Origin of the sequence: Anaerococcus porci (assembly GCF_034090325.1) — a bacterium.
GTDB classification, from domain to species: Bacteria; Bacillota; Clostridia; order Tissierellales; family Peptoniphilaceae; genus Anaerococcus; species Anaerococcus porci.
The window spans coordinates 19,613-42,865 of record NZ_JAXDSU010000006.1 but is presented as its reverse complement, the minus strand read 5'-3'; the positions used below and the strand labels follow the sequence as shown (position 1 = coordinate 42,865).

Sequence of the window (23,253 nt, the reverse complement as noted above, 5' to 3'; positions counted from 1 at the left end):
TTATTAACTTTTTTCAAGTTTCTTTTCTTTTGACTCTTCTTTCTCAGTGACGACTATTATAATATACATTTGATATTTTGTTTTGTCAAGTCTTTTTTTGTTTTTTTATTTTGACTTGCTCTTTCGCTTCTTTGCTTTTTTCTTTTCGCAATTTGGCTTTTAATATCAATAAAATATAGCTATCTTTTTGATAGCTATATTAGTATATTATTTTTATTTTGTTTTGTCAAATATTTATTTATTTTCTTTTACATTCATAGAACTTACCACATAGTAGTCCCTAAGTGAGCTAATTAAAGCAGCATTTCCTATTCTCATATATGGTCCTATAAATTTTTTATTATAGGCAAACAATCCTGTCACAAATGAAAAGTCTGTAATTATCGCCCTATCTTCTTTTACTTCTATGAATTTTAGTGGTTCTACCTCATAATATTCTTGGTAAATATAGTTTTTATTCTTTATACTGGTTAAGATTTTTTCAAAGTTTTCTTTATCCTCTTCTTTACCTACATAAATCCCATGAGATGCGTAACCTTGAATTGGCTTTAATATATACTTATCTTTATTTTCAAGTAGTTTTTCTTTGTCTCTTTCGTATATTAGTTTTTCTGTAAAAGGTATATGTTTTTCTATAAAAAGATTTTCTTCGTTTGTTAGAATTTTCTTTGTTTGCTCAAGTCTTAGTATTCTAAATATATCTTTAGTATAAAAAAGTGTTGACCTAAATGAACCTATTGTGACAATCTCATCATTTAAGTAGGAGTCTATGAAGTCCTTTCCTATCTCCTTATTTTCTATAAGATCGCTTGTTACAAGCCTTCTATATACTAGGTCGATTTTCATATCATCAATATATAGACCACCATCTTTTCTTTTTAAGTCTTTGAGATTAGCTATTTTACAATTATGACCCTTTTTTATAAATAAATCCCTTATAGTTCTAAATTCAATATTATCAAATTCTACTATATCTACTATTGCGATATTTATCTTTCTATCTCCCTTTATAGATTTATATAAACTTTCTATAGAATCTACTAAAGTTTGGAGTAAGTCAGAATAGCTTATTTTGTATTTTTCTAAAAGTTTCTTATAAATTTCGCTATCTTTTATTAAATTTTGTAAGGACTTATCTTCAAGCATTGCAGAAGACCCATCTGTGTTTAGTTCACAAAATTTATACTCATCACGACCATCATACATCACGTCAAACCTTGCTATCGGTGTTGATATGTCATAACCTGGATCTTTTAATATAAGTTTCTCACTTAAGGAATCTAGGGAAAATAACTTTCTATATTCTTCATTTCTTACATATTCTTTGGTGACTTTTTCTACTATAGACATTAAGATATCAATCATTTTCTTATATCTATTAAAATCCTCGTCACTATAAAAGTAAGCATCATACAAGGTTGGTAATACTTCTTCTTTGTAAGTTGCTCCGTAGGATTTCCTATTATCTAATAGTTTTTTATAATCTTTTTTATATTTTTTAAAGTCTTTATTGATTTCATCAAGTAAATATTCTTTTATCTTATTATTTATCATTAATTCTTATCACCTAATCTTCTTCTGGGTTGTAATTTACTATTGAAACAAATTTATCATTTTTATCCTTGATTTTTCTAATCCTCTTATCAAAGTCAATTCGTTTCATCCATACTATCTTATCACAACCTAAACACCTAAGTTTCATATCAGCACCCATTCTTTCAATTTTCCACTTATTTTCTCCACATGGGTGACCTTTTTTTAGGCTTACTATATCATTTAACTTATATTTTTTCATATTAATCTCCACTTTTAATATCAAGTTCAGATGCTTTAACATTTCTCTTTTCAATCTCTTCTTTTAGGAGAAGTCTTATTTTTCTAGCCACCATCCATTGGCTTCCCGCCTTAACTGTGCTAGTTACCCTTATCCTATAAGAAAGTTCCGAAAATTCATTTATTTCAAAAAACTGAAGTTTTTTTATAAAATAGTTCTTATATTCCTTATCGCTTAAAAGCTTTTGAGATACTGTATTTATTAGATCCATTACCTCATCAATTTTTGTATCATATGAGACATTAAAATAAGCATCAGCTTTTTGAAATCCTCTATTATAGTTTTTTACACTAGATATTTGAGAATTTGGTATGACATGTAATGAGCCATCATAATCTCTGATTTTTGTATTTCTAAGTTCAACACTTTCAACTTCTCCTTCAATTCCAGCTACCTTAACCCAATCTCCAACTCTTATTGTATCATCCAAAATTATAAACATGCCTTTAATAAAATCTTGAACTATGCTTTGGGCACCGAAGGCTATTGCAATACCTCCTATACCAGCAGTTGCTAAAATTGACCTTGTATTTATTCCTATTATGTTTAAAATCATAGTTATTGCAAAGAATATAACCACAAATCTTGCAAATGAATGCAAAGATTTTGATAGGGTTTCAAATTTATTTGAATTCAAAACGGAGATTCTTTTTTTAGAATCTAAGGTCTTTTGTATTATTGAACTTAAAATAGCTAAAAATATTTTAGCCACTATTATAACTATTAAGATAGAAACTATATCAAGGATTATCTCATTTTCTATGAATTTTTCTAGTGTTTTTTTTAGCATCCTCTACCTCTTTTAATATTTTAATAATTTCTTTGCTAAGATTTTCATGAAAATCCTCAGCCATATGAAGTCCATCTAGATATCTTCCGGGAATATTCCTACCATCTATATGATAGTCGCCAAGTTCTTTCAAGCTTTCATCATAAGAATCAATCTTATTATTTATGGTTTCATATGGACTAAAGCAAGTTTCCTCTTCTATAAAAGGAGGAAGAATTAAAATTTTTTTCTTAGCTAGACTTAATTCTAATATACTTTTGACATTATTATATGCAAATTTCGCACTTATCCCCTGATAAAAGTCATTGACACCAACAAAAACAATTAAAACATCTGATTCATATTCTCTTCTTTCTTTAAACATCTTAAAGCAGTCTGAACTTGTCGCTCCATTTTTTGATATATTTAAAACACTAAAACCCGCCTTTGATAAAAGGCGGGCATAAGAGTTGTTGATTAAGTATCCCTTAGAAAAGGAATCTCCAACTATTGTTACTTTCATTATTTTACCTTCTTTAAGGCAAGGGCTGTTCTTGATGGTAGATATATTTCAATTCCATCATAATCAGTATGTTCAAGATTCTTAGACTCATATACATAGTCTTTAGAAATCCTTCCAAGTCCTCCAAATTCTATATCATCTGTATCTAGAACCACCTTAAACTCTCCCTTATCGTGGATTGGAACTTGAAATGAATCATAAGAGTTTTGTGGGTGGAAGTTAAAAATATAGACCAAGTCATTATTTCTATAGGCTATAACTTTTCTATCATTATCAAGCCATAATCTAAATATATCATTTCCTAATTGATTATTATCCTTGATATTTTCAAGCATTCTCTTATCCCAATTTAAAAGCCATTCATATTTTAATAATCCATTATCAGCCAAAGACCACAACCTTCTTGCATAGTGGTAGGAGTAATTGTTTCCCTCTCTTGGAAAATCAATCCATTCAGGATGACCAAATTCATTGCCCATAAAATTAAGATAAGCATCAGCTCCCATAGATATGGTAATCCACCTTATCATCTTATGAAGAGCTATGGCTCTGTCAATTACTATAGAGTGTTTATCTTTTTCCATATCCCAATACATTGCAGAATCTGCAAGTCTAAAAATAGTAGTTTTTGAACCTACTAAGGCTTGGTCATGGCTTTCTACATAGGCTATTCTTTTTTCTTCTGGTCTGTAGGTTGATAACTCATACCACATCTTGCCCATATCCCAATCTTCATCTCGTATTGAGAGAGTTTTTTCCCAAAAATCCGGCATTCCCATTGATAATCTATAATCAAAGCCTATGCCACCATATTTAATAGGAAGACACATCCCTGGCATAGCTGACATATCTTCGGCTATGGTTATAGCATCTTTTTTTATCTCTCTTATAAGCTCATTGGCCATTTGCAAGTAATTTATAGCCTCTATATCTGTATTCATAGAAAAGTACTTTGAGTAATTATCAAAGCTTACTCCTCTTCCATGATTTTTATAAATCATTGATGTAACACCATCAAATCTAAAACCATCGAAGTGATATTCTTCAAGCCAATATTTTATATTTGATAGTAAAAAGTGGCAAACTCCAGGTTTAGCATAGTCAAACAATTTAGAATCCCAATCAGGGTGATTACCTTCTTCACCTTTGTGGAAGAATTGGTAGTCTGTTCCATCAAACTCATTTATACCTTCATTAGTGTTTTTAACAGCATGAGAATGAACTAAATCCATTATTACGTTAAGACCCATTTCATGAGCCTTATTTATTAGAGATTTTAATTCATCATTTTCACCATACCAAGAAGATGGTGAAAAGAAGTTTGAAACTTGATAGCCAAAAGATCCATAGTATGGATGCTCTGCTATGGCCATAAATTGTACTGTATTATATCCTTCGTCTTTTATTCTTGGGAGTATGTTTTTCTCAAACTCTTTGTAAGTACCTATGCCTTCTTTTTCTTGAGCCATACCTATGTGGGTTTCATAGATTAAAAGATTATCCTTTTTAGTCTTAAATTTCTCATCTGTCCATTCAAATTTCTTTCTAGGATTTAAAACCACTGCAGAAAAATCTAGATTCTCATCTCTTTCAACCCTTCTTGCATATAAAGGAATCCTATCTTGAGTCCTATCCCCATAGTCAATCATAACCTTAATTCTTGACTTATGAGGAATAGTTCTAATTCCCTTTATGTTTATTTCCCAATCTTCATTATTTATTTTTTCTAAAGGATGAGAATACCTATCCCAATTATTGAAGTCTCCAATCAAATAAAGTCCCTTAGCATTTGGGGCCCATTCTCTGTAAACCCAACCAGTTCTTGTTTTGTGGATTCCATAATAGTTATGGGCATTAGCAAAGTCCTTAAGTTTCTCTCCCTTTTTTAAAAGTTTTGACTTTTGCTTTTTAAATTCTTCCATCCTAAGATCTATATCACTTTTATAATCCTTAATCCAAGGATCTATCTCCAAAATCTTCCAGTCCTTCATTTTCTTTGCCTCTTTTTCTATAATATTATTTTTATTTTTCCTCTTTGCTCTTTTCTATTATCTTATCAGTCAATTCCTTTGGAACTTCTTCATATTTTTCAAACTCCATTGAAAATGAGCCACGAGCTTGAGTCATTGACCTTAAGTCAATTGAATAGGTCAAAACTTCACTTTGTGGTGCTAAGGCAGAAATTACTTGGCTACCATCTTCTTGTGATTGCATACCTAATATCCTACCACGTCTTTTATTCATATCTCCCATAACATCACCCATATATTGTTCATCAACTTTGATTTCAAGTTTCATTATAGGTTCAAGAATAATAGGTTTTGCCTCTTCAATCCCTTTTTTAAAAGCAATTCTTGCAGCTGATTTAAAGGCTTGTTCATTAGAATCAACTGGGTGGTAAGATCCATCATATAAAGTCGCCTTAATTCCAACCACCTTATAACCTGCTAGAGGACCTTCATCCATTGACTCCAAAAGTCCTTTTTCTACAGCTGGAAAATAGTTTTTAGGAACTGCTCCACCAAATACTTCTTCTTCAAAGACAAACTCTTCATCACATGGTTCAAATCTTATAAATACATCTCCATATTGTCCAGCTCCACCAGATTGTTTTTTGTGCTTTCCTTGAACATCAGATTTACCTTTTATAGTTTCTCTATAAGGAATCTTAAGTTCTACTACCTTGGTATTTACTGAATAGTTATCTCTTAATTTATCCATTAAAACTTCAAGTTGCACATTACCAAGTCCTGATAAGACTTCTTGATGTGTTTCTGCATTTCTTTCATCTCTAAAGGTTGGATCTTCTTCTGCTAATTTTTTAAGAGCAGACGAAATCTTATCTTCGTCATTTTTACTTTCGGCCTCTATTGCATAAGATAGGACAGGTGTTGGATATTTTATCTTCTTATATTCTATAGGATTATCCTTAGTACATAAACTATCCCCAGTTTGTAAACTTTCTTGTTTTGAAAATGCTCCTATATCTCCTGCTATAACCTTATCTGTTTTAATTTGTTCTTTTCCTCTTAAGAAGAAAATATTTGACGCTTTTGCTTCCTTTTCTTTGCTGATATTATAGAAATTATCATCCTTATTTATTATACCTGATAGGACCTTAAATATTGAAATCTTACCTAAAAATGGATCTGCTATCGTCTTAAATACTACAGCTGAAAAAGGACTATCTTCACTGACTTCAAATCCTTCATATCCATCTTTAACTCTAAAACCTATATTTGCATCAGCATGGTCAGGAGATGGCATAAATCTTGTGATAATATCAAGCAAAAGATCAAGACCTATAGATTTTTCGACACTTCCAGCTAAAAGAGGAACTGCACTACCATCTATTATTGCTTTTCTAAATCCTTCTTTGAACTCCTCTTTAGTGAATTTCTCTCCTGAGAAATACTTATCCATAAGAGTATCATCACTTTCTGCTACAACTTCAAGGATTTCTTCATAAACAGTATCTACTTCTTCTTTCCTTAATTCTGGAATTTCAACTTCTTCAGCTACACCATTAGTGTATTTGAAAGCCTTTTTATCTATAACATCGATTAAACCTTCAAATTCTTCACCCTCACCAAGGGTCAAGGTTAGTGGGATTATTTTTTTCGAAAATTCAATGTGTAGGTCACTTACTACTTTGTTAAAGTTAGCATTTTCTTTGTCTAACTTATTTACAAAGATAATTCTTGGTAGAGAAATATTTTCTGTATATTTCCAATATTTTTCTGTTCCTACTTCTATTCCATTTTCTCCATCTATTACAAACAAACTAGATTCACTTGCTCTAAGAGCGTTTAAAACTTCTCCCTCAAAGTCAAAAAACCCAGGAGCATCTATAAAATTAACTTTATAATCTCCGTACTCAACAGGTATTATCGAAGTTTGAATAGAAATACCTCTTTTGATTTCTTGTTTTTCATAGTCAGAAACTGTGTTTCCTTCACTTACCTTCCCAGCCCTATTAATTGCCTTTGTAGATAAAAGCAAAGCCTCTGTTAGGCTGGTCTTTCCGGCCCCTGAATGGCCAACCAAGCTCAAATTTCTTAATTTGTTTGTTTTATAGTCTTTCATAATAAAATAACCTCCGTTTTGTCGATGAAAACATTTTTTAGTCTTCTAAATAATTTATACCCATTTTCCTAAAATTTACTAATATATTTTCATTTATTTTCATAATATAGAGCTTTGCAAATGTTTTTGCAAAAAACACTTGAAGTATTTCCATTTAAATAACATTCCTTATAAAAAAAGACTGCTGCATAATAATTAATCTTTGCAAAATTATTACAAGTTCCTCTACAATAACTTAAAATCGACAAACAGTAAGTTTGTGTTCAAATCATCTATGAGTAACTTGTAATAATACAAAGATAAAAATTCATTATTTTACAACAGTTTCTCTTTTATTTATTAAATTTTTTATTCCTCTTTTTATAACTTCAAAAAATGATAGAGACCTTCTTAATTTGTCTGAGTCTAGGTATTTATTTATTGCTCTCAAGGTCTTTTTATTATCTGTAGTAGTGAAGATAAAGTATCCACTACTTCTGGTGTGGATTGCAAAACGAGTGATTTTTTTCTTGAAAATCACACTTGCACTTATATAAGAAATTTCTTTATATGGGATTTGAATATAATCTTTTATATTTTTTTCATTATAATATTCAAAGGCCTTATCACCTACCATGATATTACCATCTGATGTTAGACCATTAAGAAATCTTCCCTTAATGGTCAAATCAACACTTTTATTTTTACTTTCTACCATCTACATTATTCCAAAAAAGCTTGAAACAATTCCTATTATAAATAGAGCAACTATTATAGTAATTGGTGATACATTTTTCTTTAAAAGCTTACATATACCTAGGGTTAAAAGCACTGGTACAAGCCCTGGTATGAGTGAATTTAGGTTCTCTTGTAAGGTTGTAACCTTAACTTGCTCAAGTCCATCTGATCCAAGCGAAGAGTAGAGTTTCAAAGCTTCTTTTATTCCTTCAGTACCTTGTGAGATTGAGTTCCAATCTATAAAGGAGCCTGCTTGTTGGCTTACTTCTGATACATTTACTGTAAATGTTACATTTACCCATCTTTGTACCAAAGCTCCTACTATAAACATACCTACAATTGAGGCAACTAAATTAATTTTGCCCAAAAGTCCACCAGAAAGGTCTTTTGTTATTTCATTTCCTACCTTATAACCAAATTCTTGAGTCTTCCATTCGAATACCATTCTTATGATATTCCATACCACAAAAAAGATAAGTGGTCCAAGAGCTGAACCTGATAAGGCAAAGCTTGCTCCCAAAGCTCCTATAATAGGCCTTGCTGTAAACCAAAATACAGGATCTCCAACTCCTGCTAAAGGTCCCATCATACCAACCTTTACAGAGTTTATAGTCTTATCTTCTATAGCTGCTCCATTTGCCCTTTCTTCTTCCATAGCAAGAGTTACTCCCATAACTGGACTTGATAAGTATGGATGAGTATTATAAAACTCCATGTGTCTTTTTAGAGCAGCTTTTCTATCTTCTGGACTTTTGTATAGTTTCTTAATAGCTGGAATTATAGAATAGCACCAACCACCATTTTGCATACGTTCGTAGTTCCAAGATCCTTGAAGAAATTGATGACGGTTAAATACCTTTATTCTATCAGATCTTGATAATTGTATTCTTTTTTCATTTGCTTCAGTCATATTTCCTCCTAATAATCATTGATAATATCACCAAGTGGGTCTCCTGTATTTGAAGAGGCTCCATTTGATGAAGATGATTCTTTAAGTTTCAAATAAATTAGAGCTATGGCAAAGCCTATAACACCAAGTCCTATTAAGGTAAGTTGTGGTATTGCTGCAAATACAAAACCAATGGCAAAAAATGGCCAGGTTTCCTTAGTGCTCATCATATTTATTACCATGGCATAACCTACTGCTGCAACCATACCTCCACCAACTTCCATACCATGATTTAGCCAATCAGGCATAGAATTTAATACTGACGTAACAACCTTTGGAGATACAAAGCAAAGGGCAAAAGCTGGTATAGCTATTCTTAAACCTTGCATTAGGATAGCTAATATTTGAAGTATTTCAATCTTTCTAAAGTTTCCTTTTTCTGCTGCTGAATCCATTCCGTGAACTATAGGAATAGCAAGTGTTCTTGCTATCATTGTTAAGAATAATCCTGCTACTGAAAGTGGAACTGCTATAGCTATAGATGTATTTATAGCATTGTTTACATTTCCTGTCCCATCTTGTAGGGCTATAACCATAATTATAGCACTTGCTACTGAAGCTAGTGCTGCATCTGGTGCAACTGCCGCTCCTACATTTGCCCATCCTAGGGCTATCATTTGAAGGGCTCCTCCAAGCATAATCCCTTCTTTTAAGTGTCCACTTACAAGTCCAATCAAAGTACAAGCTACTATTGGTTGATGGAACTGAAACTGATCGAGTATTCCTTCCATACCTGCAAGTAGGGCAACTATAACAATTAAAATAACTGTAATTGTTGACATAATTCCTCCTTAAGCCAAACCAAGTTCTGATTTTGCTTTTCTCATAATATTAGTAAAATTATCTCTTTGGTCTGATGGAACCTTTCTAACGTCTATATTTACACCTAAATCTAGAAGTTTTTCAAAGGTTTTTACATCTTCTTTGCCCATAGAAACTGTACTTGTAACATAGGCCTTTCCTTGAGAATGTGACATAGAACCTAGGTTTAATTCCTTAAGATCAATCCCTTTTTCTATAAGCTCTAGAGCATCTTCTGGGTTTTCAAATAAAAGCATTGCCCTAGTTTTGCCAAATCGAGTATCCTTAAATATTTCAGCCATTTTCCAAATTGGAACAACGTGCGCCTTAACTCCTGGAGGAGCTGCCTCCATAATCATAGACTTACGAAGATTATCTTTGCTTACATTATCACTTACAACAATAATCCTGTCAGGATTTGTAGATTTTGTCCAACTTGTAGCAACTTGACCATGAAGAAGTCTTGTATCAATTCTTGCAAGAACTATATTGATTTTTCCATCTCCTAATACAGTCCCTTCAGGAATTGAGCCTTGACTTATAGCAGAATCTTTGCTTGGTTTCTCTGATGAAATATTTTTATTATTATAGTCATCCATCAAACTTTCAGGCTTTGTCCTTACTCCTTCCTTGGCAGGTTCTAGTAAAACTTTTGCAAGATCATGGGATTTTTCTTCCATAAGTCTTGAGCCTAAGGCTTCTATAAGCATTGGTAAATTAAGACCTGTTAGTATGGCCCAGTTTTCTTCGTGACCATTTAATAAGGCTGAAACTTGATTAAATGGTGTTCCACCCCATAGGTCAACTAAGAAAATAATTTCCTCGCAATCAAGCCTTTTGATTTTTTCTTCAAGCTCAGCCCTTAGATCATCTGGACCCATAGATGGCAAAAGTACTGCTGTTTCAAGCTTTTCTTGCTCACCAAAAATCATCTCACCTGATTGTCTTATACCTTCGGCAAATTCTCCATGACTTGCTAGTATAATACCTATCATCTTATACCTCCTTTTGATTGATATATCATTATCAGTTTACACCATATGCTTAAACCTTAGCAAGCTAAATTTTTCTATAATTTTTAAAGATATATAAAAAGCACTTATTAATGAGATAAAATATAAAAGAGAGTATAGTCATATTAATATAAAGAAAGGGTTAATCAATGGAAAAATACACATTATTAAAAAATAAAAAATACGAAAAACTTGGCCTTGATGTCTACCTTTACGAACACAAGAAAACCAAGGCTAAGATTAATTATATAAAGACAGATGATAAGAACAAGACTTTCGCTATAAGCTTTAAGACCCCTCCTGAAAGCTCTAAAGGAATATCCCATATCTTAGAGCATTCAGTCTTAAATGGATCCAAAAAATATAGAACTAAAGAACCTTTTATGGATATGATAGCTTCAAGTCTTCAAACTTTCCTAAATGCTATGACTTTTCCAGATAAAACAGTCTATCCTGTAGCAAGCGAGAATGAGAAAGACTTTTTTAACCTTCAAGATGTCTACCTTGATGCAGTATTTAATCCAAGGGTATTAGAAAAAGAAGAAATATTTTTACAAGAAGGAAGAAATTATAGGTTTAATGAAGATAGAGAACTTGAAGTATCGGGCGTGGTTTATAATGAAATGAAAGGAGCTATGACAAATCCTGATACAATTATTGTAAACCACATCAATAAATACCTTTATAAAGACTCCTGTTATGAGTATATCTCTGGTGGTAATCCTTATGATATTGCAAAGCTTACATATGATGAGTTTGTAGACTACTATAAGAGATTTTACCATCCAACAAATTCCAATATTTTCTACTATGGGGATATGGATATAGATAAATATTTAAAAAATCTAGATGAGGAATACTTATCAAAATATGAATATAAGAAAATTGATGTGGATTTAAGTGTTAAAGAAAATTCCTATGATAAGGTTATTTATGAGGATTTCCAATCAAATAAGGAAGATCCTAACAAGTCATACCTTACCTATTCGTTCCTTACAAATGAGTCCTCTAATATAAAAGAAAGTCTTACAAATGGAATTTTATCAATTGCCCTTATCAATTCTGATTCTTCAAGAATAAGCCAAAGAATCTACAATGAAATTGAGCCAGAAGCTTTTTATGCAAGATTGGGATATGGCTCTCGTTCATCTATCCAAATTACAGCCCAAGGGGCAAGCGATAAAAAACTGGATAAGTTTATAGCAATAATCGAAGAAGAGCTTAAATCTTATAGTAAGGAGATTCCAAAAGACTCTCTAAAAGCTGCCCACTCACTTTTTGACTTTTCTCAAAGAGATCAAATAAATTCAGCTAGCAAGGGAATTGAATATATCTTAATGCATAATCTTGATAATGAAATATTTGAAACACTTGAATTAATTGACATTATAAATGAACTAGGTGATTTAATAGAAACTGACTATTATGAAAAATTTCTTAATAAATATTTCTTAAATAACAAGACCAAGCTTATCCTTGTAGCAAAGCCTAAAAAAGACTACTTTAATAAAATTGAAGAGAAAATCAATTTAGAGCTTAAAAATTTAAAGAAAAGTTTAGATGAAAATGGGATAAAAGAACTTAAGAAAAAAGAAAAAATTTTAGAAGATTTTCAAAATAGACCTGACACTAAAGAAGAAAAAGATACTATCCCAAAACTTGATATAGAAGACCTTGATACAAAAGTCGAAAATATACCAAGATATATAGAAGGTAAATTCATTCACCACTCCTATGATACAGCTGGAATGATTTATACATCTATCTATTTTGATATAAATCATTTAAATCTTGAAGAAATAAAGATTTTAAGTCTTATAAGTGACTATTTAGGATCAATAGATACAAAATCCTATTCCTACCAAAAATTAGATGATATAATCCCTATAAATATGTCTGGATTTAATCTTAATATAGTAAGCCTTAAGAAAAAAGATGGAAAAATTACAAATCTTTTAAAAGTAGATTTTAAGACAACTAGTGATAGGTATGAGTCATCCCTTAATATAATTATGGAGATTTTAGAAAATTCAATCTTTGATGATAAAAAAAGACTTACAGATTTAATAAAGCAAATTAAGGCTTCTTTTGAAATGACTATGTATGATTCAGGACATATGCTTGCCCTTACCAGAAACTTTGCTCACTTTGATAAGCTTTCTTATATAAAAGAAAACTTAAGTGGTATAGGCCACTATTACTTCTTAAAAGATATAGAAAATTTATCAAATAATAGTTTTGACACTTTTAGAAAAAAGCTTGAATCTGTATATAAAAAAGCTATCACAAAGGATTATATTTTAAATATCACATCAGATGATAAGGATTATGAGCTTTCAAAAAATCTTATTGATGACAAGTTTAAGGGATTTAAAGATAAAACTTATAATGATTTAGAAATAGATTTTAATGATAAATATTTTAAAGAAGCCATAAAGTCTGATGCCAACGTAAACTATGTTTCTATTGGAGCAAGACTTAAAGAAAATGATCAAAAGAAATTAAATCATATAACTTTTGCATGCCAAATCCTATCAAATCCATATCTCCATGATTTAATCCGTGCCAAAGGTGGAGCATATGGTGCAGGAATTATGATTGATAAGTATGGAAATATAGGAGCTTACTCATATAGGGATCCTAATATAGAAAAAACCATAGATAATTACAAAAAAATCCCAGAAATTCTAGAAAACTTGAACCTTGACCAAAGAGACTTTACTAATCAAAAAATCTCAAAAATGGGTTCATATCTTAAGCCAAAGTCTTTAAGTGAAAAAGGTTCAACAGACTTTATAAGATATATTCAAGAAGTTGATATAAAAGAAATAGAAGAAAAGCTTGATGATATAAAAAATGCTAGTATCTCTGATATAAAGGCTTTAAAAGATGATTTTAAATATATTTTTGACCAAGATAATATAAGTGTGTTTGGAAATAGGGGGATGATAGAAGAAAATAAAGACTTATTTGATGATATAATAGACATAGACTCTTATACTAAAACCTAATTAAAAGCGTATAATAAGAATATGAAAAAGATAATAGATGAAAAAACAAAAAAAGAAATTTATGAGCTTGAAAAAGCCAGAAAAAATACAAACAATAAAAAAGAAGAAGTTAGACTAAAAGCAATGATTTTAAAACTTCAAGGGGTAACAACACGAGAAATTTCTGAAAAGCTTGATGTTGCAATGTCTACAATCTTTGAATGGTTAAGAAAATATAAAAAAAGTTCTATTGATGGACTCAAAAATAAAAAAAGAATTGGTAATAATAGAAATTTGACATTCGAAGAGGAAAAAGAATTTTTAAGACAATTCGAAGAAAGAGCAGAAAAAGGTCAAATAATAACAGCCAAAGAAATAGAAAAAGCTTACCGAGAACTAGTTGGTCACTCTATAGGTAATGGACAAATATATTATGTTCTAAAAAGACACGGATTCAGAAAAATAATGCCAAGGAGTAGACATCCCAAAAAAGCAAACGAAGAGGCTATAGAAGCCTCAAAAAAATTAAATCCAAAACAGGAGAAATTAGAAACGTTAACCCGAATAAAAGAGTAAGAATCATGTTTCAAGACGAAGCAGGATTTGGACGCATAAACAAGCCAAAATATTGCTGGTGCAATAAAAAGATAAGACCACAAGTCCCATGCCACCACATAAGGGAATATAGATATGCATATGGTGCAGTAGAGCCAATTACTGGCGAAAATTTCTTTTTAGTACTTCCTTATTGCAACACAGATTGCATGAACGTGTTTTTAGAAGAGTTATCAAAAGATTATAAGGAAGATAAAATACTACTAGTTTGTGATGGTGCAACATGGCATAAATCAAATGGACTTAAAATCCCAGAAAACATAGAAATAATACATATACCACCCTATACTCCAGAAATGAACCCCATAGAACAAATTTGGAAACAAATAAGGTCAATGGGATTTAGAAATGAGTTTTTTCATTCATTAACAGATGTTGTAAATAGATTATGTGAAACTATAAATAACCTTACTAAAGAAATGGTTAAAAGTATAACTCATAGAGATTGGATACAATATATGGAGTTAAATAGGTATTAGTATTAACTATCAACAATCTTAATTCTAGATTTAAGATGATTTAAAAAGTATATTTGAAATATCAATTTTTATGTTAGATTTATAAAACTCATTTGATATTCGGGTATAGTTTAATTAAGGAGATATTTATGAATAATTTAAATGAAGATAACGAAAAATCCTTGGAAAATAGCCTAAATAAAGCTATAGCTGATATGGATTTTTCAAATATAAGCGAAAAAGTCAAGAATAGCCTTGATAATTTTATAGAAAATACTATCAATTTTGTAAATAAAAAAAGCGAGAGAAAGCCAGTCATCCCCATAAAAGATCCTATGGTATGTGTGCAAAAACCACCAGAAAAATCAAAGTCTTCATTTTTCAAGACTTTTTCCGGCATATCAGCCTTCACATCCTTTGGTATGCTTATATCTATCTTAGATGATTTTAGCTTTTCAGATTTTAATCTCTTTGTGCTTTTTACAGTTGTAGGAATAGGACTTTATAGATTTGCTAAAAGAATAGATATTATATCAAAAGACTATGAAAGATTTATAAAGGAACTTGGCAATAATACTGTAATAAGTATAAGAGATTTGGCATCAGCTGTACAGAAAAGTGAAAAAGATACTATAAAAGAGCTTTTATATATGATGGATAAGGGATATTTCAAACAAGCAAGAATAGTAGAAAATGATTCCTTATTTTTACTTGATATACCAACCTTTAATCTTTATAAAAACCAAAATATGAAACTACCAAAAGAAAATATTTATGAAAAGGAAAAGCTTATAGCTGAAAGCGCCCATGATGATGTGACCATAGAGAAAGCTGAAGACTTGGTTAAATCTTCTAACCAATACTTATCTTCAATAAAACTTTCTATATCGAGAATAGAAAATAGAGCCTTTTTAGAAAAAGTAATAGAATTAAAAAAGACCATACAAAATATAATAAATATTGTAAAAAGATATCCAGAAAAAGCTCAAGCTCTTGATAAATTTATGAATTACTATCTTCCTACAACTGTAAAGCTAATAGATGCCTATACAGAATATGAAATAATGGGAAGTGATGAAAAAGATATACTTTCTGCTATGAAAGAAATTGATTCATCTATATTTACTATAAACGAAGCTTTTGAAAAAATACAACTGGAATTATTGGAAGATAGGACTATGGATATTAAAACAGACATAGATACTATGAAACTTCTACTAAATCAAGAAGGTTACCTAAAAAAAGATTGGAGTAAAAATGAGTGATATTAAATTAAGTCTAGATGGATCTGACAAAGATCCAAGATTTGACCAAATTGAGAAAAAAGACGAAATTAAAATTGATAAAGCCATCAATTTCTCTGATGATGAGCTAAAACAGATAGAAGAATTTTCAGAAAAAATTGACCTTACAGACTCAAATATCATCTTACAATATGGTGTTGGGGCCCAAAAAAAGATATCAAACTTCTCAGAAAAAACTCTTGATACTGTAAGAAATAAGGACCTTGGAGAAATAGGAAATCTTTTAGATAATGTTGTAAGTGAGATAAAGTCCATGGATGAAGATGATGAAGGTGGAGTATTTGGCTTTTTCAAAAAACAAAAATCTAAGATGGAAAGTTTAAAACTTAGGTACCAATCAACTGAAAAAAACATAGATGAAATAGCAAAGGCCTTGGACAACCATCAAATAACCCTACTTAAGGATATTTCTATGCTAGATCAAATGTATGATTTAAATGAAGACTATTATAAAGAGCTTTCTATGTATATAGAAGCTGGAAATAGAAAACTTCAAAAAACCTATAACGAACAAATACCAGAGCTTGAAAGAAAGGCCGCTGAGTCGAACCTACCAATGGATGCTCAAAAAGTAAATGATATGAAATCAATGGCAAACAGATTTGAGAAAAAACTCCATGATTTGGATCTTACAAGAATGGTCTCCATGCAAATGGCTCCACAAATAAGGATGGTGCAATCATCCAACTCAATTATGGCTGAAAAAATCCAAACTACTATAGTAAACACAATACCTCTTTGGAAAAATCAAATGGTTTTAGCCCTAGGTATGAAACATACTGAAAGTGCCATAAGAGCTCAAGAAGCAGTAACAAATCTCACCAATGATCTACTTAAGTCAAATGCTGATAAGCTAAAACAAAACACTATTGATACAGCAAGGGCAACCGAGCGTGGTATAATAGATTTGGATACAATCAAGCACACAAACGATAGCCTTATTTCTGCAATAGAAGAAGTAAGAAATATCCAAATAGAAGGTAGAGCAAACAGAGCTCAAGCTAAGGATGAACTTAAAAGACTTGAAAGTGAGCTAAAGAAAAATCTACTAAAAAGAGATTAATGTTAGGAGATAAAAATGACAGAAAAAATAGAATTTAAATTTGATACTCAACTTTTAATAGCTGGTGAAGACTTAGATGAAGATGAAATATTCGATTATATAACAGAAAATTTTGAAGGAGACAGTCTTCTTGCAGTAGGTGATGAAGACCTTATAAAAATCCACTTCCACACAAATAAACCATGGGAAATCTTAGAATATGGTCAATCAATTGGGGATATATTTGATGTTGTAGTAGAAAATATGCAAAGACAAGCTGATGGACTACAAGGATAAAATACTTCAAATAAAGTTAATTTTAGGAGCTGTTGTAAAATTATGAATTTCTAACATCACAATCTTACAAGCTTCTCATAGGCAATTTGAAAATAGCCTGCCACTCATGGAGGCGAATTGTCATGAAAGAGCTTGTAATGATTTTGAAACGATTAATTCATTCTGCAACAGCCCCTTTTAATATACAATAATAACAATTGAGTTTATATAAGAATAAGTTAGTATAAAATTTTAAGCTCTCAACTAAAAATAAATATTAAGATGTTAGAATTATCAAAACTAAATCCAAGATTTCTTGAAATCTTACTATTACTTATCAATTTTTTTAAATAAATAAAAGCAAATAAAAACGCTTAATATAGATAAAATTATCACATACAAATATCCAAAATCCCACCTTAATTCTGGCATATTTTCAAAGTTCATCCCATACCAACCTGTAAGAACCGTAATTGGTGTGAAAATAGTTGTTACGACAGTTAAAATTTTCATAGTATTATTCGTAGATAGGTCCATTTTAGAAGTATAGGAATCCTTGACATTAGTTATATAATCACTAAGATAAGATATATTCGATGAATATCTTTCAACCCTAAAAGCCACCGACTTTAAGTGTTTTATATCATCATCATCAAAAATTTCATTTTCATTCTCAGCAAGAACTTCTAAAGTATCAAGAAGTCTTTCATAAGAAGTATATAAATTGAGTGCCTTATGCCTATTATCTGAAATTATTTCAATACTATTACTTTGTTTTCTATTTCTAACTATAGAATCCTCTATCTCAGCAGTAGAATTTTTGATTTGGTCAAAAATTTTTGTATGATTGTTAATAAGGGCTGTTATAAAATATTTTAATAGTCTTCCTGGAGATCTTGCATAAATCCTCTTTCTAAGAATTTCCCTAAAAGCCTCTGATGTAGATTGATCCCTATCGTACATATCTACAATTATTAGTCTGTTATTTTCTATATAGAAGCCTATAAGGTCCGATGTGTCAAGATTTCCCATAATATCAAGCATTTCAAGGATAATAAATGTGTAATTATCCTCCACTGCTATATAAGATTTTTTACCTGTATCAGTTAAAAGAAGATCAATGATTGCATTGTCTAGGTCATAAGTATTAGCAAATTCAATAAAGCTTGTCTTGCCCAAATACATCAAATAAAAGTCATCATCTTCAATTACATCATAGAAACTAGATATATCAGTTTGTTCAAAACCATTATCAGTATCAAATTTATATATATAATCCATATCTTCTCCTTAAATTAGGCAACTCATCTTCTTTAAATTTCAATTATTATAACTATATGAATTGGCAAGGGGAAAGTCAATAAATTAATCATTAATCTAATTAATAATAAAGTAATTTACCGATAAAAACTTGCTAGCTTATCTAACAAGTTTCACTTAAAATTTCTTATATTTTATTCCAATTTCTATCTTCTAAAATTTTAAATTTATCTTTATTTTTTTTAAATAATTTCCCATCAAAAGGAGCTTCATAGCTCATTTTCTTACCTATGTGATTAAAATAAATAAAAGCTTGCTTATCTTTTTTCTCTATACGAAATGATTCTACCTCATGCCAAGGGATTAAGGTAAAATCTCCTTTAATAGAAGAACTTATTTCCTTTTCATAAATCCCCTTACTAGAAAAATACAAGATAAAAGTCCTATTAGAATCAAAGGTATTAAAAATATTACTTAAAAGAAGTTTAGCAAAAGATTTCGCATTGCTATCATTTTTTATAGTAAGCAAATAATTTTCCCTATCATCAAAACTTTCGAAAACCTTATCTTCTATCTCTTTATTGTCATTAAATAAAAATCCCATAATTCCTCACTTAAATATAAATACTTCCTTAATATCCTTATCCAATACCTTACATATCTTATAGGCAGTCTCAAGCGTTGGACTTATTGTATTATTTTCATAGGCCATAATAGACCTTCTTTTAAGCCCAACAAGCTTTGCAAGTCTATGTTGAGATAATCCTTTTTCTTTCCTAAAAATTCTTATTTTATTTTCAATTTCAACTTCCATAAATTATCCTTATGTTACATTTTTAGTACATTTTTTGTTACATTTATAGTACTATATAAAATAAAAAAAGTCAAAAAAAGAGAGCCTAGACTCTCTTTAAAGTCGATATTATTATTTTATATCATTAATATGGCTATCATACCATTGTTGGATAAGTTTGATGTGTCCTCTTTCTTCAGCCTCTACCTTATCGAGTAGTTCTGGTTCGAAATTTGGTACTATTGATTTAACTTCTTTTATGAAAAGTATGGTATCTTTTTCGAGTCCTATTGCAAATCTATAGATGTCAATTGTATCATCTCCAACTTTTGATGAGTCTAGATTAAAGATTTGCTCTATTAGGTTTTGAATATAAGCCTTATATTCATCATCAAATTCTTTATCGATTGCTTGATTATTGTCGATTTGAGATGATAATTTTTTGTATAGGGCTTCGTGGTGTGTTTCTTGGTCTGCTAGGAAGGTAAAAAAGTCAGCACTTTCCTTATCAGTTGAGAATTTTTTAGCCATTTCTCTGTAAAATGTTTCACCATTTTGTTCAAGTCTTACTAAAGATTCTAATAAATCTTTTGGTTGAAATTGTGATCTCATATTATCTCCTTATTTTACAGTTTTATGATCTTCAAGCTTCATTACATTTATTGATGAACGATATTCTTTTTCTGTCCAATTGATTCTATCGGCTATTAAACATTCTTCGTTAAGTTCAACGTCTTTTAACATCATTTTTTTAAATGTTGGGAATCCTACCCTATCTATTAAATGACCTCCATGAAGATATACTGGTTTGTTGTCAAGAACATATGCTGAAAATTCTTTCCAATTTCTCATCATTTTTATAACGACATCTTCATCCATCCATCTTGCGAACATTTGTCCCATTCTTGGATTTTGTTTTCCTGTACGTCCACCTATAATTACATTCCACATTCTTCTGTTTGGTCTTCTCCAAGCGGAGTTTGGACATCTTGTTACACACTCTCCACAACCTACACAACAACATAAATCCTTATCTACTTTTCCTTGATCATTTAATTCAAGTACTCTTGTGGCAACAGCCTTACACCTATCTACGCAGGCCCCACAACCTATACAACGATCTATGTCATATTCTGGTATTGTAACTCCTATAAAACCAAAATCTGTAAAGTGAGCCTTAACACAGTCATTTGGACAACCTGCTATTGCAGTTTTTATTTGATATGGTGAGCCATAGATTATTGGTTCAAGCTTGTCAGCTAGTCTTTGTGTATTTTGGGCAGCTTTTATGCAATGTCTTCCCCCAATACATGCCATAATATTTCTAGGCCCTATATATGGGTATCCTTCATCATTGTATTCTATATCTACCCCACGAGAACCTTCTATCTCTTCAATATATGGTCTAATTATTTCATTTATCTTTGGTATATCTTCGTATTTAATACCTGTAATGTTAAATGTTTGTCTTGTCCCAAAATGGAAGTTTCCATCTCCATATTCTTGGCAAAGCATTTGGATCATTTCTAGCCACTTAGCATCAACTAGACCTCCAGGTGATCTTAATTGAAGCAAAAATTCTCCAGGTATTTTTGATTGACGAAAACAATTATTTCTAACCTTTCCTACATTTATATCTAATGTCATAAAATCTCCTTAGTCTAATAAGTCTTTAGCAACTGTATAGGGAAAAACTGGTCCGTCTAAGCATACATATGTTTCATTTATCCTACAGTGACCACATTTCCCAACAGCACAAGACATTTTTCTTTCAAAACTTGTCCAAATTTTATCTTCCAGTACTCCTTCTTTTAGTAGCCCGAGTGATGTAAAACGCATCATTATAGGAGGTCCTACCATAACTACTGAATAGTTTCCATCAAATGAGTCAAATGGTAATTCTGGTATAAAGGCTGTTACCATTCCTTTTCTAAAACCTTCAATCTCTTCGTTATCCAGTGAATATATCGTATTAATCTTTTCGCTTTTTCTCCATTTTTCGAGATCATCTTTAAAAAGCACTGACTCATGGTTTTTAAAACCTAATATTAGGTAAAGACTTCCGAATTCATCTGGATTATCTCTTATGTATTCTATAAGTCCCCTGACTGGACTTACTCCGGTTCCCCCAGCAATAACTACTACATTTTTGCCTTTAAGCTCGCTAAGTGGCCACCCATTTCCATAAGGTCCTCTTAAAAAGATATAATCACCTGCTTTTGACTTAAAAAGCTTTGAGGTAACTTCTCCAACATTTCTTATAGTCATTTCTACAAAGCCATCACCCATTCCAGATACAGAAATAGGCGCTTCACCTATCTTTGCAAGAGAAACTTGTAAGAATTGTCCTGGCTTAACTTCCTTATCAAATTTAACCTTGAAAGTCCATTCAAGATCAGTATGTTTTAATATATCCAAAATTTCATAAGATTTTGGTAAAACATAATTTAAATAATCTTCATTTGCTCTTTTTATATTATTCTTAGCTTCCATTATTTTACCTCACTTCTTATTCTCTCTAATTCTTTATTTACTTTATTGATAGATTCTGGATAAGAAATTAATTCTGGGCAGTGGGCCGAACATCTACCGCAACCTACACACATCGGACCATCTCCAAATCTCTTATTATGAGCATAGATTTTATGCATTACCTTATACCTATATCTTTCCTTAAATGATGTTCTAAAATGAGCACCTCCTGCTACAAGATCAAAATCTTTTGTCATACAAGATGCATTAGTCCTTCTTCTTTCACCTACACGTCTATTAACATTGTAAGTAATATCCTTGGTTGTAAAACAAGTACAGGTAGAACAAGAAGTTGTACAAGAACCACATCCTATACATCTTGAATTATATTCATCCCAAATATCTGAATTTGCAATAAGATTTGCTTCCTCATTGTCCCTTATATCAGGAAATGTAACCTTTAGTTCATTTTCTTCTGGAAACTTTAAATCAAAATCAATCTTTTCAAAATCTCCAAAATCAAGATTATCATCTGTCTTAACATTCATTGAACCGTCTCCATTAAATCTAAATGCATATTTATAGCCATCAGTCTTATTAGAATCAGTAGAACAGCAGAAACAATTTCTATCTAAGTCCCCATCACATTCCATAAGTGCATAGTGAACCATGTTTTTACGTCTTAAGTAAAAGAAGTCTTCAAAAGGTCCATTTTTGATGAACATATCATCTAAATGTTTTATTGCATTTATATCACAAGCTCTTGCAAATACTAAAACTTCTTTTTTATAAGGGTTTTTAGTTTCTGTATAATCATCTTCTGTAAAATAGAAAAGATTTTCTGTCATTGGTAATAAAGCTTCTTTTGGTGAATATGTAGATTTTTCCTTGTATTCTAGTTCATCAAAACTTTCGATATTCTCATACATTATCGCATCTGTGTCACAGTATCTTCCACCCCTAGGGATTCTCTTTGGTGCAAATATTGCGTACTTTGACTTAAGAAGATCAAAAAAATCGCATACCTCATCTTTTTTGATGAGGAAATCATTATAAGTCATATAACCTCCTAATAATTTGTTATAGTATTGATAATCTTTTTCAGATTATTCTCCAACCTAAAAAAGCGTCCTCACAAAGTTATGAATTTTATCCTTGATATGTAAGATATTGGATTTAATTCATTTTGTTAGCGACTCTTTTTCTTATAATTCATATGAATTCGATTTCTATTTTAAGATATCATATCTATACAAATAAAAAAAGTGTTTTTATTAGTATTTCTGAAATATATGCAATTAAAATTAATGCTTTAATTAGATTATTATTGCTTATAATATTAGCTTATCTG

The 23,253-nt window shown here is 30.7% G+C and carries 23 protein-coding genes; 6 read left to right on the top strand and 17 right to left on the bottom strand.

The window, feature by feature from the left end; all coding sequences use genetic code 11:
• Nucleotides 1-234 precede the first annotated feature (234 nt).
• The 10 genes from SOR60_RS00945 to SOR60_RS00900 all read right to left on the bottom strand — a co-directional run bounded on the left by SOR60_RS00945 (nt 235) and on the right by SOR60_RS00900 (nt 10,674).
• On the bottom strand, nt 235-1,554 hold the full coding sequence (locus SOR60_RS00945) for a glutathionylspermidine synthase family protein (protein WP_320594973.1): 1,320 nt from the start codon (nt 1,552-1,554) through the stop codon (nt 235-237).
• Nucleotides 1,555-1,567: 13 nt separating this feature from the next.
• On the bottom strand, nt 1,568-1,795 hold the full coding sequence (locus SOR60_RS00940; protein ID WP_154541821.1) for a DUF951 domain-containing protein: 228 nt from the start codon (nt 1,793-1,795) through the stop codon (nt 1,568-1,570).
• 1 nt (nt 1,796) lies between these two features.
• Nucleotides 1,797-2,624: a mechanosensitive ion channel family protein gene (locus SOR60_RS00935; RefSeq protein WP_154541823.1), complete on the bottom strand. Its 828-nt coding sequence runs from the start codon at nt 2,622-2,624 to the stop codon at nt 1,797-1,799.
• Entirely contained in the window at nt 2,587-3,126 is a 540-nt protein-coding gene (locus tag SOR60_RS00930; RefSeq protein WP_154541825.1) for an SGNH/GDSL hydrolase family protein, read from the bottom strand. Before SOR60_RS00930 ends, SOR60_RS00935 begins: the two co-directional genes overlap by 38 nt.
• Nucleotides 3,126-5,117, bottom strand: coding sequence for an alpha-amylase family glycosyl hydrolase (locus SOR60_RS00925; protein ID WP_320594972.1), 1,992 nt, complete (start codon nt 5,115-5,117; stop codon nt 3,126-3,128). Before SOR60_RS00925 ends, SOR60_RS00930 begins: the two co-directional genes overlap by 1 nt.
• Nucleotides 5,118-5,148: 31 nt before the next feature.
• On the bottom strand, nt 5,149-7,212 hold the full coding sequence (gene fusA / locus SOR60_RS00920; protein WP_320594971.1) for an elongation factor G: 2,064 nt from the start codon (nt 7,210-7,212) through the stop codon (nt 5,149-5,151).
• A 310-nt stretch (nt 7,213-7,522) separates the two neighbouring features.
• Nucleotides 7,523-7,909 (bottom strand): DUF956 family protein, encoded by a 387-nt coding sequence (locus SOR60_RS00915; protein ID WP_154541831.1) that lies wholly within the window; start codon nt 7,907-7,909, stop codon nt 7,523-7,525.
• Nucleotides 7,910-8,839, bottom strand: coding sequence for a PTS system mannose/fructose/sorbose family transporter subunit IID (locus SOR60_RS00910; RefSeq protein WP_176270256.1), 930 nt, complete (start codon nt 8,837-8,839; stop codon nt 7,910-7,912). It lies immediately after the preceding gene.
• A gap of 8 nt (nt 8,840-8,847) precedes the next feature.
• On the bottom strand, nt 8,848-9,660 hold the full coding sequence (locus tag SOR60_RS00905) for a PTS mannose/fructose/sorbose transporter subunit IIC (protein ID WP_154541835.1): 813 nt from the start codon (nt 9,658-9,660) through the stop codon (nt 8,848-8,850).
• A gap of 9 nt (nt 9,661-9,669) precedes the next feature.
• Complete coding sequence (locus tag SOR60_RS00900; RefSeq protein ID WP_176270255.1) at nt 9,670-10,674, bottom strand: PTS sugar transporter subunit IIB; 1,005 nt, start codon at nt 10,672-10,674, stop codon at nt 9,670-9,672.
• Between the two features lie 167 nt (nt 10,675-10,841).
• On the opposite strand from SOR60_RS00900, the gene SOR60_RS00895 reads away from it, so the two are divergent.
• The 6 genes from SOR60_RS00895 to SOR60_RS00870 all read left to right on the top strand — a co-directional run bounded on the left by SOR60_RS00895 (nt 10,842) and on the right by SOR60_RS00870 (nt 17,398).
• Nucleotides 10,842-13,703, top strand: coding sequence for an insulinase family protein (locus SOR60_RS00895; protein WP_154541839.1), 2,862 nt, complete (start codon nt 10,842-10,844; stop codon nt 13,701-13,703).
• A 21-nt stretch (nt 13,704-13,724) separates the two neighbouring features.
• Nucleotides 13,725-14,258, top strand: coding sequence for a helix-turn-helix domain-containing protein (locus tag SOR60_RS00890; protein ID WP_320594970.1), 534 nt, complete (start codon nt 13,725-13,727; stop codon nt 14,256-14,258).
• Between the two features lie 5 nt (nt 14,259-14,263).
• Nucleotides 14,264-14,776: an IS630 family transposase gene (locus tag SOR60_RS00885; protein ID WP_320594969.1), complete on the top strand. Its 513-nt coding sequence runs from the start codon at nt 14,264-14,266 to the stop codon at nt 14,774-14,776.
• Between the two features lie 128 nt (nt 14,777-14,904).
• Entirely contained in the window at nt 14,905-16,020 is a 1,116-nt protein-coding gene (locus SOR60_RS00880) for a 5-bromo-4-chloroindolyl phosphate hydrolysis family protein (RefSeq protein WP_154541845.1), read from the top strand.
• A complete protein-coding gene (locus SOR60_RS00875) occupies nt 16,013-17,122 on the top strand; it encodes a toxic anion resistance protein (protein ID WP_154541847.1) in 1,110 nt (369 codons plus the stop codon). Before SOR60_RS00880 ends, SOR60_RS00875 begins: the two co-directional genes overlap by 8 nt.
• Before the next feature lie 15 nt (nt 17,123-17,137).
• Nucleotides 17,138-17,398: a kinase to dihydroxyacetone kinase gene (locus SOR60_RS00870; RefSeq protein ID WP_154541849.1), complete on the top strand. Its 261-nt coding sequence runs from the start codon at nt 17,138-17,140 to the stop codon at nt 17,396-17,398.
• Between the two features lie 309 nt (nt 17,399-17,707).
• Here SOR60_RS00870 and SOR60_RS00865 read toward each other — a convergent pair whose 3' ends face one another.
• The 7 genes from SOR60_RS00865 to asrA form a co-directional block, all read right to left on the bottom strand.
• A complete protein-coding gene (locus SOR60_RS00865; RefSeq protein ID WP_154541851.1) occupies nt 17,708-18,658 on the bottom strand; it encodes a magnesium transporter CorA family protein in 951 nt (316 codons plus the stop codon).
• 166 nt (nt 18,659-18,824) lie between these two features.
• Nucleotides 18,825-19,241: a histidine kinase gene (locus tag SOR60_RS00860; RefSeq protein ID WP_154541853.1), complete on the bottom strand. Its 417-nt coding sequence runs from the start codon at nt 19,239-19,241 to the stop codon at nt 18,825-18,827.
• Between the two features lie 6 nt (nt 19,242-19,247).
• On the bottom strand, nt 19,248-19,451 hold the full coding sequence (locus tag SOR60_RS00855) for a helix-turn-helix transcriptional regulator (protein ID WP_154541855.1): 204 nt from the start codon (nt 19,449-19,451) through the stop codon (nt 19,248-19,250).
• 111 nt (nt 19,452-19,562) lie between these two features.
• Entirely contained in the window at nt 19,563-20,042 is a 480-nt protein-coding gene (locus tag SOR60_RS00850) for a ferritin-like domain-containing protein (RefSeq protein WP_320594968.1), read from the bottom strand.
• 9 nt (nt 20,043-20,051) lie between these two features.
• On the bottom strand, nt 20,052-21,077 hold the full coding sequence (asrC, locus tag SOR60_RS00845; protein WP_320594967.1) for a sulfite reductase subunit C: 1,026 nt from the start codon (nt 21,075-21,077) through the stop codon (nt 20,052-20,054).
• 9 nt (nt 21,078-21,086) lie between these two features.
• Nucleotides 21,087-21,923: an anaerobic sulfite reductase subunit AsrB gene (gene asrB, locus SOR60_RS00840; protein ID WP_320594966.1), complete on the bottom strand. Its 837-nt coding sequence runs from the start codon at nt 21,921-21,923 to the stop codon at nt 21,087-21,089.
• Complete coding sequence (gene asrA / locus SOR60_RS00835) at nt 21,923-22,963, bottom strand: anaerobic sulfite reductase subunit AsrA (RefSeq protein WP_320594965.1); 1,041 nt, start codon at nt 22,961-22,963, stop codon at nt 21,923-21,925. The genes asrB and asrA overlap by 1 nt, the downstream gene beginning before the upstream one ends.
• Nucleotides 22,964-23,253: the final 290 nt, after the last annotated feature.